Source organism: Oceanobacillus sp. HCA-5259 (genome assembly GCF_037892815.1).
Lineage (GTDB): Bacteria > Bacillota > Bacilli > Bacillales > Amphibacillaceae > Oceanobacillus > Oceanobacillus indicireducens.
Genome location: NZ_JBBKBV010000018.1, coordinates 53250 through 67556, shown reverse-complemented (window position 1 = coordinate 67556; position 14307 = coordinate 53250). Strand labels below are relative to the sequence as shown.

Here is a 14307-nt window from a genome sequence, read left to right as displayed (position 1 = left end):
CATACTGGTTGTTTTGTTCAGTTTTCAAAGAGCAAATGTTCTCGCCACTTCTTCAAACGGCAACTTTTACATTGTATCAAACGAAAACTATCAAGTCAATAACTTTTTCATTATTTCCTTGACATTGCCACTCTGTTAAAAGCGACAAGAAATAATATACCACACTATCAAACTTTTAGTCAACCATTTTTTTAATTTAGATTTATTCTAGTTTTTGTGGCGGATGATTAATATAACATGTACAAACCACGAAAGCAACATTAATTTTTACTACCGATTATTTACATCTTATTATTACTATCACAATTAATATGGAGCAAGTATAACCTCACCGGCTTAAAGTCGTCCACACTATTTCCGGCCGTGACAATGTCAGCTTCCTTATTGCCCAGCACGCGGTAACTTTACGTATCCCGCCATGCTGGGCAAGGTTTTCTTTATACCTTCAGTCGATTTCTTTATTAAATCCTTCAACTGTATCAATATTTTCTCATTGAGGAATTCCAAACTGAATTCTTTCCTTTTTTACTTAATCTCATTGAAAGCAACCAAACAATAGTATTTGAAAAGAAAACCTGAACGAACTGAACAGTAAATAAATATTATGATGTCTCCTCAATAGTTAACAGAAACGATTGAGACAGCATTATTTCAGATCCAGCCCCTCCTTTACCTCCTCTATTGCTCTCCACGTCACTTCCCTTTCTCCTCATATAAAATTGCCAACTTCAATTAAAATAGCCTAATTTTCACTTGCAAATAAAGCCATATATTCATCTCTTCACCTTACATTTTAGAATACCCCTCCCTCTCCCCTTTCTCCAGCCAGCAATAAAATCTCCAAATAACAATAAGGAAGAGAAAGTAACCAATCAGGGAAAATTCATGTTTCCAGTCAGGAGAATGAATAAATAAGCCAAACTGTTCTGCCGTTTGCTCTGCTATGTAGGCAAACAAGCTGCAAATAAATAGGAAAAAATATCGAAGTAATGGATGAATCCTCTTTAGAATGAAAATAATGATAAAGGTACATAAAGGCAGGATACAAATCGTAAATAAAATATTAATGGTAAATATCTCTGAAAACAGACGCTTCGGAAAGAAATAGAGACCTGCCCCCACCAACAAAAGATCTAAATACGTTCCAATTAAAGAGACGAGAATAGCAGTAGATAAATAAGACTTCAATCTAAGATTTCTTCGGTAAAATGGCCTCTTTTGCGAGGATGGAGAATTCGATTTTCTCCAGTGTTTTACAATACTCATGATAAATATCTCCACTTTCTTTAGACATGTCCTTCTTTAAATAATCAATGACGTTCCAATCCGAGTACCAGTCTCCCTTTTCCGCTTCTTTCTGTTCCATATCCTCCCACGCATATTTTAAAATAGGGCTATATAATTTGGGGGCGTTTTTCCGAATCTGGCAGTCTTTTATTCTTTTCTGATACGAACTCCCGGGAACAGATCCATCTACATCATTAAATAAATGTGGCCAAAAGTCTTTTCTCGAACCCGTGTGGGGTTGAACATTTGCCCACTGATAAATCGATACGTAATGTTTCGGATCAAAAAGTAATTGATACAAGCGTTTTCCCAATAATATCCGTTCATGTAAAGAGGCAAATTTATGAATCGTTTGACCGATAATTTTAGTCTCCTTGCTATCAATGAAGGGAAATATAATTTGATTTAAATCAAGGAATTCTTGCAGCTTGAATTGAAGTGTTTCCAGTACGGTGGATTGATAATACGGATTCTGAATGACTCTTTTCTCCAGGTAGCTTTGTTCATTAATAATAAGTGCTATCGTCAGCAGGTAACGATCTCTTTTTCGATAAAAGTAATTCCAGATCACGCTCATGAAAAAAGAGACATGAAACCATGGTAAAAGGTGAAATAGATTCGTGTTTCTTTTTATACTTTCTTCATAAAGTATCAATTGCGGGTAAATGTCTTGAAAAATTAACCAATTACCCCGCTCTAAAAAGCTAAAAAACTCCTTCTGCTCCTCGGAGGATAAAATCCTAGTTAAGAGACTTCCTTTCAAATCGGTCATATTCCATCCACCATTCCTCGAAACCATATGCCCGAGGAAAGCCCAATGAATTTCAGGAAACCTTTGATAATAAGCGAGGTAAGCATTCGTTCTTGTCACGTTATTTACATTTCTTTTTTTCGTTTCATGACGAATGTATTCGATTAAATGATGTTCCCCTTCACTTAATTGATTTTCCTGGATCTTCGGCCGCCGCTTCTTCATTAATTCCTTTTTTATCGCGATTAGTTCGGCAGGAATCGTTTGGCTCGCTATTTTCTTTTTTAAACACGGAATGATGGAGCATCACCTCTTTACTAATCATGTTATGGAAATGGATTGGAATAAATGATGATTAGTTAATAAGAAGTGAATTGTTCCTTAGGTTTTTGGTATGTTTATCATGGCGCTCGAATAAAATGATATTGTTGTTTGGAGGTGAAACGGTGAAAAGTAAAGTAACGGACAGGATCAATCGCATGATCACCGCATTAAGAAAAGATCAATCCTCTGATGGATCCTGGGATTATCCCTTTGAGACAGGTGTCTCTACGGATGCCTATATGATTATTTTACTGCGCACCCTAGAAATGAATGATGAAGAACTCATTCAAGCTTTAGTCGAGCGGATACTCAGCAGGCAGGAGAAAAACGGGGCCTGGAAACTCTTTTATGATGAGATCGACGGCAATCTGACTGCTACCGTTGAAGCCTATTATGCACTATTGTATTCCGGTTACCGTGATCAGACAGATAAGGAACTAATTGCTGCAAGAAGAAGGATTCTCGAATGGGGCGGAATTGAAAAAAGTCATATGATGGCCAAATTCATGCTCTCCTTAACCGGCCAATATAAATGGCCTGCGTTTTTTCCGATTCCAATCGAATTTATTCTTTTACCATTATCCTTCCCGATTAACTTCTATGATTTTTCCGTTTATGGAAGAACAAACCTTGCTCCAATGTTAATCCTAGCCGATCAAAAATTCTCGTTGAAAACACAACGGAGCCCCGACCTTTCCCATTTATTTCTTTCAAGAGAAAGTAAAGAAAACAACGAGTTCTTCCTTTATCGCTCAGAAGATTGGCGTTCCTTCTCTTCATTTATTCACCAAGGAATCAAAAATATCATTGGACTCCCCGCTTCCATTCATTCAATCGCCCTGCAACAAGCGAAAAAATATATACTGGACAGAATTGAGGCTGACGGAACTTTATATAATTTCTTTAGTTCCACCTTTCTGATGATATTTTCCCTATTAGCTCTTGGATATCCTAGAGATTATCCCGTAATCACAAAAGCAGTAGAAGGATTAAAAGGGATGGCTTGCAAAATTGATGGCCATACACATATGCAATATACAACAGCAAACGTCTGGAATACATCTTTAATCAGTTATGCCCTGCAACGTGCTGGTGTCCCGTGGGATGATTCCATGATTCAGCAAGCAAACAACTATTTACTTTCACGCCAGCATGGCCGTTACGGTGACTGGGTAATCCATAATCCTTTCAGTAACCCGGGTGGATGGGGGTTTGCTGATCAGAATACGATGCATCCAGATATAGACGATACAACTGCCTCCTTACGGTCTATTAGCCGCTTGGCACGTAACGACCCCGTGTATCGACAAGCTTGGGATAGGGGGAACAAGTGGATTTTTTCCATGCAGAATCATGATGGTGGCTGGGCTGCATTTGAAAAAAATGTGGATAAAAAAATCGTTAGCTATATTCCCATCGAAGGGGCTAAATACTTATTTGCGGACCCTTCTACCGCCGACTTAACCGGAAGAACGATGGAGTATTTAGGTAATTTCACAAACTTGCCGATCGAGCACCCCGCAATAAAAAATGGAGTGAACTGGCTGAAACGTGATCAAGAAAAAGATGGATCCTGGTATGGCAGATGGGGAATCTGTTATATTTACGGAACATGGGCTGCCATTACCGGTTTGATCTCGACTGGTGTCCGTTCCGAACATTCTTCCATTCAAAAGGCGCTGAAATGGCTCAAAAATATTCAAAATGAAGATGGGGGATGGGGAGAATCTTGTTATAGCGATATCCACCAAACTTATATCCCGCTTACAGTCAGCACATTAACCGATACGGCCTGGGCATTGGATGCGCTCATTGCCGCATCAGACAACGTGACACCCGAAATTCAGGCAGGGGTAAAATTTTTACTGGATCATTCTGACAAAAAAGATTGGACAGCGGCCTATCCAAAAGGACAAGGAATGGCAGGAGGATTTTACATTCATTACCATAGCTATCGATATATTTTTCCTTTGTTAGCGTTGAGTAATTATCGGAATAAGTTTTTATCACGCATTAACGGTCTGTAAATTCCTTATTTTGTTCAACTAACATTCTGCGGGGAAGGAAACCCCCGCTGAATGAAATTTCACTTTATGATACAGTAATCTACTCTGCTAGCGAAAATATAAATCATTTCCATAAAATTAGACACACTATATGTAAAGGAGGTTTTTATCATGGACAAAAGCAAAGAAATCCAGAAGCAAGAACGTCAGCAGCAGAGAGAAAAATCTACTGCTATTAAAGGTGATAAAAAACTTAATGGTCCAAACCGCCCTTCCATTTAACCTTTCTCACTCCTAAAGGATTTGTTTTTAAAACAAATCCTTTTTACATACATATTTATCGAAATGAATATCGTCGTGGATTCTGCTTAAGAGGAAAGCTCTCCCTTTTCGCTAGTTGCAGCAATAACACCTTATGACCGGGACATGCGTATGGAGAAATACGGTAAAGATTAAATAAAAATCAATAAAATACGAATTAGAGTACCTTGTGCTTACGAATTACAAAATTAATCCAACTGGAAACAGCATTATTTCTTATTTCTCCCCCTCCAAATATTTGTTATCCTTCCCCTTTTTTACAAGAAGATGAATGAATTATTAACTAATGTTGCTGATTTTTTTAGAAAAGCATGGTATACCAGTGTTTGTTGTCTACCAGCATTATCTATTTTTGACATAATAGTGATAACTGTTTGTTAACTGTATTCCACAGTTTTGTTACATTTTTCCGTTATTCTATAAGGGAGATAAAAATTATGAGGAGGTCCAATTATGAAAATCAAAAAAGTTCTTGCAGGTGTACTTTCAATTGGAATCGCGGCAACATTAGCTGCTTGTTCAGGAGAAACGGAAGATCAAGATGAAATCATGGAGAATCCACCTGAAACGGAGACGACCCCAGATACGGGAGAAACAGACCCGGGACTGGATACGGAAACGGATGAAGAGGAACCTGCTTCCGGTTCAGAACCTGGATCAGACCTAGACGATGCTGAGGATTCAAACACTGAGCCAGATGAGGATTCGGAAACCGAGGATCCTGGATTTGGTGCTGATGAGGAATCCGATTCAGTGGAATAATAATGATTCGGTTTTTTGAAGAAAAATATTCCCCTACATTGTATGATAGAAGACTGTCTGCGAAATACAGATAGTCTTCTAGTTTTCTATTGACTTCTTCAATCAATCGAGCCTCGACATATCCGATTGATTAAGAAAGAGTGTAATGGGAAATATACCCCTATAAACATAATTTATTAAAGGGATCTAGGCTTGATAACGCCAACATAGAGCTGAAGGATAATACTATAAAATAAGGGACTTAAAAAACTCCTACAAGTACTTGACTCAATCCCTGAAGAACTTTAGATGGACATATAGAACATTACTAATTAAAATGGAAAGGATGCATTTTAATTTATTTTTTTATGGAGCTGATATAATGAGTACTTTTGAATTAGCAGTACAGGCACAACGTGAAAGAAAATTTGACTTGGCGATTGATTATTATCAACAGATTATTAATGAAAAAGGAATATCTGTTAATTTATTGCAATCAATAGCACAAGCCTTTTATTTAAAAAAACAACATGACTTAGCGGTTAATTTTAATCTAGCTGCGGTGCATCTTTCCTTACATACTTTCCTGGAAAACTACAAACAAGGTGACCCAGCAGCTGTAAATGCCTTACAATCTTTACCAGAAACAATCGTTAATCAGTTCCCACATCCAATCGGAGCTTTACTCATACATGAAAAGAATATTATCAGACATGTTTCCCATGCTTTGTTGGACCAAGAAGTGATTTTGGAAAAAGCACCAAATTTGCGCCCTTATGCTGAAATCTATTACGCACAAATTATAGATGACTATACAGTAAATGGCGTTTTGCAACAGTATAGTTTAACGGAGAAAGCTGTATTGGAATTTGAAGTAGAACACTATTTGGGTCACGGCTACCAACTATTACTGAACCAAATTAAATGGGATCAATTAGACAATACAGATGTAATGAACTTGTACATAAACTAGAGGAGAAATGAAGGACAAAGATTGTTTGCGGTAATGCGGACAGTCTTTTTATATTGATGTTAGCCATTGCATATCTCAATGGTCTAAGGGAAATATATAACGATAGAAGCAGAAATGAGGTGAGAGAAATTTCTAAAATGATGAAACAAGAAGAAATCGAGACATTAAGAGAACTAATCAAAGGCGTAGATACGGCGATGTTGACGACATTAACCGAAGAAGGACTTATTTCACGCCCTATGAAAACGCAAGAAGTAGAGTTTGATGGGGACTTATGGTTCTTCACTAAAAAAGAAACGGATAAATATAAGGAAATTTTACATGATCAAGAAGTGAATGTTGCTTATGCAGGCAAATCTTATGTCTCGGTGCGAGGGAGAGCTGAGATTGTTGAGGATTTAGACAAGAAAAAGGAATTGTGGAGTAAAGCATACGAGAAAGTTTTGCAAACCTCTTATGATAACCCTGACATTGTCTTGATAAAGGTAAAAGCTGAAGCAGCTGAATATTGGGAAACCGGGAACTTCACGAAAAGAATCGCTTTTCTCTATAAACGCATGACAGGGAAAAATGCTGAATCGACACATGTGAACGAAACGATTGAATTGGATAAATAACATAAAAATGGGTTGTCTACTAAAGGGACAACCTATTTTTAGTGTTATCTTGCTTAAAATGTAGTGTAGATTATGTTATTCGTTACGCAGAACAAAAGTGGGACATTTACTCTGACCCCGTGTCCCGATCACGTTAAACTTGGAATTGATTTACTAATTCATTTAGGTTCTCTGCTAATCGGGCTAGTTCTGTTGCACTCTTGGCTACTTCTTCCATGGAGCTGCTTGTTTGTTCCGCTGATGCAGATGTTTGCTCAATTCCTGCGGCAGATTCTTCAGAGACAGCTGCAATTTCTTGTATAGAGGAATTCATTTTCTGGCTGCTCGCTGCAAATTCCGAAACGTTATCTGAGATCTTCTGCATATTGCCAACCATATCCGTTACAGATTCACGAATACTTGTAAATTTCTCTCCCGTATTTTGAATTTGAATGGTTCCTTCCTTCACTTCTTCATAACCTTGATTTAATTCAGTTGTCACTTCACTGAATTCAGTTTGTATATTATGGACAATCCCTGATATATCTGTTACTGAACTACCTACCTGTGCAGCAAGTTTGCCGACTTCATCAGCGACTACTGCAAATCCACGTCCATTTTCACCAGCTCTTGCCGCCTCAATTGCAGCGTTTAACGCTAATAAATTCGTCTGAGCGGCAATATCTTGTATAACTGTGACCAACTTAGAAATTTCTTGCGTTTGTTCATCTAATCCTTCCACTTTTTTCACTGTCGCTTGTACCATTGCATCAATACTTTCCATCTGATTCGTTGATGAATCCATTAGCACGGATCCTTCATTCGTCATTTCTAACACTTGATTCGATTCTTTTTGCACATGTGCTGCGTTACGATTTACTTCTTCAATCTGCTCTGTAAAATTAGACATCATATTGGACAAATCACCGGATTGATAGGCTTGTGTTTCCGCTCCTGACGCCAATTCTTCCATTGTACTAGTGATTTGCTCCGTACCTGAACGCACCTCATAAGCAGATTGCGTGAGTTCTTCACTATGTGCTGAAACCGTATGGGAGACGTCCGTAATTTTCACCATAATATCCCGCATATTATCATTCATATCATTTGCCGCCGACACCAATTGTCCAATTTCGTCTCGCATATCCACGGTCAACCGCTCATTATTCAAATGACCAGAAGCTATTAATTTCATTCGTTTCATTACGGTTTGAATTGGATTGGTAATCATCTGCGCGGTAAACATTGCGATTGTAATCCCTAGAACAATCACCGCCAAAGAAATAACAATACCAAAAGTCATAAGTGTATTTACATTTTGTTGGATCTCTTCACCAATCACTTGAATTCTTTGTTCTGCAGCCTCTGCCAGATTTCCAAATCCATCGATTAATTCTCCCCCAAGCGGTTCAAGTGATGTTTCTAAAATAACTCCTGCCTCATCTACATTTCCTTTTTCATAAGCCTCAATTATCTCGTCTGTTAGGTAACCCCACTCTATTTTTCTTTCAAGTAATGATTCTAATTCCGCTGAACTACTTAGCTCTGCTGCCCGATTTTCTAATGCAATACTCTCTTCTAGTCCCGCTTCGAACGCTTCTTTATACGCTTCATTACCGAACAAAATATAACCCTGAATCAACCTTGTTCGGTTCAGCATGTTTTTTGCCAAGCCTTCATCAGCAATCATTAATTCTATTTCCCTATCCAACACGATATCCAAATCGTTATTTACGGAGTTAATCGAGTAAATAGTGAATCCACTTAAAAGGACAACTAATAACATAATAATAGAAAAACCAAATAACACCTTTGTTTTAAGTTTTTTAAAGTTAAGTAACCCTGAAATCTTTTTCATTCAAGCACTCCTATCTTCATTTTGGATTGTAGCAGAAATAAATAGTCCTCCTTATTTCATATCGTCCAATATGCCGGAGATATTAAGCTTTTATTAATAAATGTACTCTATTCGTATTACGTTATTATGAAGGCAAAAAACTGGGACAGATGCTCTGACCCCACGTCCCAGTGAATCTTTTTCGGTTGTTCTTTCGTATTACTTTTAAGAAAGTGAGGGGTTTACATGAAAAGGTTAGTTACTCTTTTTCTGGCAATATTAGTTGGGGTTTCACTGTTCCCGCTCCATGCACTAGCGGTCGACTTTACAATTAATGAAACAGATATTGATGCTTACCTGTTGGAGGATGGAAATGTCAAAGTGACAGAATTCCATACGTATGAATTTGATGGGAAGTTCAATGGAATCACCCGTAGCCTTATTCCGAAAAAAGGTACTTCCATTACGGATTTTGCAGCTAGTGAAAATGGGACTAGCTTAGAAGTTGAACGAGACGATGACACGTACAAGGTATTTAGAAGCGGGAAAAATGAGACGGTTACGATTGAACTTTCTTATTTGATCGAGGATGGTGTCGAAGTTTTTGAAGATATGGCACAATTTTACTGGCCATTTTTTGATACAAGCAATGAGAGCGATTATGAAAATTTCACCGTTACGATTCATCCACCTAAGATGACGACAGATGTTATAGCATATGGATTGGATGAAGCTTATAAAACGGAAAACATCGATAGTGATGGGACAGTTGTCTTCAAGATGGGCCTTGTGGATAGCGGGAAGAATGGGGATATACGTGTAGCATACGATAACGCTTTATTTTCTGCCGCACCGATGCACGATGGAACCATGCGGGATGAAATGATGCGTGAAGAACAAAAACTAGCCGATAAGGAAGCAGCTTTTCTCGCTCGTCAAGAAACACTTAGAAATCTTGCACCTTATGTAACAACAGTATTTGGCTTATATTTACTCCTCCTCTTAGTTTATGGCGGAAGAAAGGAAGAAATGGCGAAGCGTGAAGCCGAGCACCAATATCATAAGGTTTCCTTAGTTCCAAAGGAAATGATGAGTATGCCCGCAACGATTCTTTATTTCCGTAATCAGGTAGCAGAGCATGGGGATATGCTGACAGCGGCAATGATGGATTTAGTAAGGAAAGGGAATATTGAGCAGAGGGAAAATGATACTTTTTATCTTGTTCATGAGAATACGGACCTTGAGCATGAAACATTGATTATGGATCTCTTGTTTAAAAAGATTGGGGAAAATCGCATATTTTCCTTTGACCAGCTGGAAAAATATACGAAGAAGACGACAAATCAGGAGACGTTTTATAAGGCTCTAGTAGAGTATAAGCAATTATTAAAGGAAGAAATAAAGTCACATCGACTGCTCAATAAGCATATAAAACCCCGCTGGATTACGGGGCTAATCAGTCTTTTATTACTTTCACTCATCATATTATTCGGTGTCCATGAATTATATATGTGGCTTGTTTTTAATCTCATTGTTCTAGGCGGCCTTCTCTTGTTTGTCCTTGTGTTCCAAACGCGAACTGTCAAGGGGCAACTTATTAGCTTGCAATGGCAACAATTTAAAGAAGACTTTAATGATCTACAATCAAGTAGCTGGTACACGTTACCTAAAGATGATAAAGAACGCGCGCTCATTTTCTCCGCTGGACTGAAGGATAAGAAACTTCAGGAGAAAAATAAATACTTTATTGAAAGTAATGCCGTCGGACAACCTGATTCAACTGCCAACTTATTAGCGTTACTGACACTTTCATCTACCGCGAATACAAGTTTTAGTTCGGCGACAAGGACTGTAGCCCAGTCAGTAAATTCTTCATCAAGTTCAGGTACTGGAGTTGGCGGTGGCGGCGGAGGATCGGGCGCTTTTTAAAAGGCAAATTGATGGACGTAAAGAAAAAGGGATGCATGATCCCTTTTTTTATTTACTGCTCCGAGTGACTCGTAATTTCAACTCCTTGTAAAGCTTGTGTCGCCAATTGATCTGCCTCGCGGTTCTTTTTACGTGAAACACTTTCATAGATTGGCGCAATTCCGAGTTTCTCCGTTTTTGCTTCAATCCGGTCCAACCACTTTGATAATTCGGCTTCATAACACGGCCACTCATCATTAAGTTGATTAATAACGACAAGGGAGTCTCCCACGAACGTAATTGGTAAATGATGGACGCCTAACAGTTCTAATTCCTTCAGTCCAAGATGAAGTGCTGCATATTCGGCTTCATTATTGCTGATTAAACCTTCTACTAAAGCATTTCTTCTAATTCGATATGATTTTTCATCCTGTTTATAGTAAATTGCGCAACCTAATCCGGCTTTCTGTGTATTCTGGTCAAATCCGCCATCAAAATAAACGACGATATCATGGGGTTCTGTTTTAACCTTTTCCATAAATTTCGTTAACTGTTTTAACGTCCAACTTACATCGTACGTATCAATAATTGTTAATTGTTTCATTCTCCCCGTTTTCTCGAGATCGCGAGCGATGACAAGGGCAGGTTCTGCCTCCATGTAATCAGAACTAAACTCCGCTTCAGCCCCATTTTTCGTCCGGTAAGTTATTTCTATTCTAACTTGCAAGATGAACCCCTCCCCTTGTCTATTTCTTTGATGATAAAAGCATTTAAACGGCTGAATTGAGTAAGAGCTTTCTGGTTAGAAGCACTTTAATCAACCGAAGTAAGGTAAATTATTTACGCTCAAGCGATGAGAAGTACCCTATTCAACTAAAATAAAGTAAAAAATTTACGCCCGAACGATTAGAAGTGCTCTATTCAAACGGAGTAAGGAAATAATTTTCTGCTCAAGCGATGAGAAGCGCTCTATTCTAACAAAGCAAGGTGAATAATTTCTGCTCGAGTGTTTAGAAGTACTCTAATCAATTTGAAGTAAACTAAATAATCTCTATTCAGAAGTAGGAAGCACTCTAATCAACCAAAGCACACTAAATAATTTCCACTCAAGTGATAAGATACATTCTCTTTCGAACTGATCATCATCTATTATAATCCATGATGCGGATTATAATTTTGTCTGGAATGATTCGCTTTTTTTGTCTTTTTCGAGCCGGATAAAGGTTCCCCATAAGGCTGAACTGGACTTTGCGGCAGATCTGGATTTTTATTTTGTTTCGGTCCTTTTGGTCTTGATGTCATGATTGTGTCCTCCTTCCTTATAGGGATAGCTTTTGACGGAAGGGATACATTTATTCTTGGAACATCTAAATAACCAAATATGGCTGGAGCGATTCGGAATAATGAAGCTCTCCGTTTTTTGTAATGACTATTCCCGTGACATCTTCTACTGCTTCTAAAGCAGCAATTGTTGCCTCAGCCGACTTCCCGAATAAACGGCTTGTCCAAATTTCACCATCGACTGAACGTTTGGATACAACAGTCAAGCCAGCAATTTCAGTTTCAATCGGATAACCTGTGTGCCGATCTAAAATATGGTGGTAAGTCTTATTATTCAAGGTTAATTTTCTTTCGTAGATGCCAGAAGTAACGACGGATTGATTGAATGCTTTAACAATCGCGATATGATTTCCACGCGCCTCGAATGGATGCTGAATTCCAATGCGAAAGAATCCATCTGGCTGATTTGGTGATTTTCCATAGGTGAGGACATTCCCGCCCAGATTAATGATGGCCGCTGTCACTTCCAGCGTTTCAATATCATTTATCAATAGATCCGCTATAAAGCCTTTTGCTAGCGCACCCAAATCAATGAACATTCCGGGTTCTTTTAAAAACACGGTATGTTCCGCATCATTAAGAATAATATTCATCGGATCCGTTTTAGGAAGTAAAGCTTGAATCTCTTTATCTGCTGGAACTTCTGTACCGCCAAAACCAATGCGCCATGCTTCAACAAGCGGACCAATTGCAATATTTAAAGAACTGTCTGCAGGCGTGCTATGTAGTTTTCCAATTTTAATTAGTTCGTATAACTGAGGGTGGACATTCACTGGCATGATTCCAGCGTTTTTATTAATCTGCATTAATTCTGAGTCCGGGTCATGGGCACTGAAACGTTTATTAAATTCCTCGAGGCGAATAATCAATTCATCTAAGACAAAATCCGCGTATTTATGCTGAACCGATAATTGAATAATCGTACCCATCATATGTATTTCACGAGTTTTCATTCGGCAAACCTCATCCTTCCACGTGAAAATTCGAAAAAAGAGGCCATAGAGACCTCTTTCCCCTGTGTTTCCCTTAATTATTAATCTTGAGCGGTTGCTCCCGATACCGTATCTACTTTTTCTGTAGCTCCGGAGACTGCATCAACATCGCCACCGGTTAATTGTTGTCCGGTTTGCTGCAAGTACCAGTCAATAATCGGTTTGATATCTTGGACATATTCATTAATTCCAAGATAATTTCCCTCTTCATCCCGAACGGCCTGATAGCTGTGCACAACGAACTTATCTGGTCCATGGGTTGGAACATGCGCTCGGACGACATCTTCTTTTCCTTTACGTAGTTGCTGAATGACCCACGCAACTCCGCTATAGGTTCTTTCCGGGTGACACTTAGCTAGTGGATTACCAACCTGTGCCGGTGTACGGGATGCTAACATGTCTTCCGCTTCATACATGCGGTTATAATACAGGAATTGGTTATTGCTATCTGCGTACGTTAATTCAGCCGGCATAGATTTTAGAAAGTAATTCAACTGATTAACGGTTAAAATTCCTCGGTCCAATTTCACGTACGTATCACCTTCAACTGCTCCCACCGCTTCAGCAGCCTGCTCGACCCAATCTTCCGCTTCCATATCGACGCCTTCAATTGTTGTATCGATTTTCCCTGTAGCATATAAATCCTCTGTACTCGATACATCTTTCATTCCCTCGGGTGAGTCGATAATCGTTACTACATTAATGAAACGAATAAATTTCTTAATACAACTCTCAAGGAATTGAACGGTGCTAGCATCTTTCAAATTCTCATCTTCATCAAAAGCTTGATGCACCTCGCCAAGCAGGAATTCGTTACCTGGCATGACGACAGCATTCACACCCGGGGCGTCAAGGATTTGGCGCAGATGAAGCTGGGAGCGGGAAGACCCTTGAACGTCATAGGAAGCTCCTACAATCATGACTGGTTTTCCATCAAGGGGATGTATTTTAAAGGATAACCATTCAAGAACACTTTGTAATGCAGAAGGTATCGAATGATTATACTCTGGTGTCGCAATAATAACTCCGTCCGCCTCAACTATCTTTTTGTTTAAATATTGAATCGGTTCACTGTTCGTTTGATCATCCGATTGATTAAACATCGGAACTTCATCAATATCGAGCACTTCAACATCAACTAAGTTTTTAAAATTTTTAGCGATAAAATTTAATAATAAACGGTTATATGAAAATTCAGCATTTGATCCGACGATTCCAACGATTTTCATC

12 protein-coding genes are annotated in these 14307 nt (G+C 38.6%); 5 read left to right on the top strand and 7 right to left on the bottom strand.

What is annotated here, in order from left to right; all coding sequences use genetic code 11:
• Nucleotides 1–786 precede the first annotated feature (786 nt).
• Together WKU33_RS11425 and WKU33_RS11420 are read right to left on the bottom strand one after the other, a co-directional pair.
• Nucleotides 787–1188, bottom strand: a complete 402-nt coding sequence (locus tag WKU33_RS11425; RefSeq protein WP_156856987.1) for a CBO0543 family protein — start codon at nt 1186–1188, stop codon at nt 787–789.
• A gap of 1 nt (nt 1189) precedes the next feature.
• The gene (locus WKU33_RS11420) at nt 1190–2335 is read right to left on the bottom strand and encodes a DUF2515 domain-containing protein (protein ID WP_232334432.1); all 1146 of its coding nucleotides are present in this window, start codon (nt 2333–2335) and stop codon (nt 1190–1192) included.
• A 182-nt stretch (nt 2336–2517) separates the two neighbouring features.
• Here WKU33_RS11420 and shc point away from each other — a divergent pair, with 182 nt between their 5' ends.
• The 4 genes from shc (at nt 2518) to WKU33_RS11400 (ending at nt 7020) form a co-directional block, all read left to right on the top strand.
• A complete protein-coding gene (shc, locus tag WKU33_RS11415) occupies nt 2518–4389 on the top strand; it encodes a squalene--hopene cyclase (protein WP_445321700.1) in 1872 nt (623 codons plus the stop codon).
• Nucleotides 4390–5142: 753 nt separating this feature from the next.
• Nucleotides 5143–5451 carry a hypothetical protein gene (locus WKU33_RS11410; protein ID WP_188858587.1) on the top strand — a complete coding sequence of 103 codons (309 nt, stop codon included), beginning with the start codon at nt 5143–5145 and terminating at the stop codon, nt 5449–5451.
• A gap of 361 nt (nt 5452–5812) precedes the next feature.
• Nucleotides 5813–6403: a hypothetical protein gene (locus WKU33_RS11405; RefSeq protein WP_188858585.1), complete on the top strand. Its 591-nt coding sequence runs from the start codon at nt 5813–5815 to the stop codon at nt 6401–6403.
• Nucleotides 6404–6531: 128 nt separating this feature from the next.
• Entirely contained in the window at nt 6532–7020 is a 489-nt protein-coding gene (locus WKU33_RS11400) for a pyridoxamine 5'-phosphate oxidase family protein (RefSeq protein WP_336252655.1), read from the top strand.
• Between the two features lie 133 nt (nt 7021–7153).
• On the opposite strand, the gene WKU33_RS11395 is transcribed toward WKU33_RS11400, so the two are convergent.
• Complete coding sequence (locus WKU33_RS11395; RefSeq protein WP_336252628.1) at nt 7154–8857, bottom strand: methyl-accepting chemotaxis protein; 1704 nt, start codon at nt 8855–8857, stop codon at nt 7154–7156.
• A gap of 225 nt (nt 8858–9082) precedes the next feature.
• Between WKU33_RS11395 and WKU33_RS11390 the strand changes: the two genes are divergently transcribed.
• Nucleotides 9083–10765 (top strand): DUF2207 domain-containing protein, encoded by a 1683-nt coding sequence (locus WKU33_RS11390; RefSeq protein WP_336252629.1) that lies wholly within the window; start codon nt 9083–9085, stop codon nt 10763–10765.
• A gap of 52 nt (nt 10766–10817) precedes the next feature.
• Here the strand turns inward: WKU33_RS11390 and WKU33_RS11385 are convergent, their stop codons facing one another.
• The 4 genes from WKU33_RS11385 to WKU33_RS11370 all read right to left on the bottom strand — a co-directional run bounded on the left by WKU33_RS11385 (nt 10818) and on the right by WKU33_RS11370 (nt 14306).
• Nucleotides 10818–11471: a reverse transcriptase-like protein gene (locus WKU33_RS11385; protein WP_336252630.1), complete on the bottom strand. Its 654-nt coding sequence runs from the start codon at nt 11469–11471 to the stop codon at nt 10818–10820.
• Between the two features lie 422 nt (nt 11472–11893).
• The gene (locus WKU33_RS11380) at nt 11894–12046 is read right to left on the bottom strand and encodes a small acid-soluble spore protein P (protein WP_156856994.1); all 153 of its coding nucleotides are present in this window, start codon (nt 12044–12046) and stop codon (nt 11894–11896) included.
• A gap of 65 nt (nt 12047–12111) precedes the next feature.
• A complete protein-coding gene (locus WKU33_RS11375) occupies nt 12112–13038 on the bottom strand; it encodes an FAD:protein FMN transferase (RefSeq protein ID WP_156856995.1) in 927 nt (308 codons plus the stop codon).
• Nucleotides 13039–13118: 80 nt separating this feature from the next.
• On the bottom strand, nt 13119–14306 hold the full coding sequence (locus WKU33_RS11370; protein WP_336252631.1) for an NAD(P)H-dependent oxidoreductase: 1188 nt from the start codon (nt 14304–14306) through the stop codon (nt 13119–13121).
• Nucleotide 14307 lies beyond the last annotated feature (1 nt).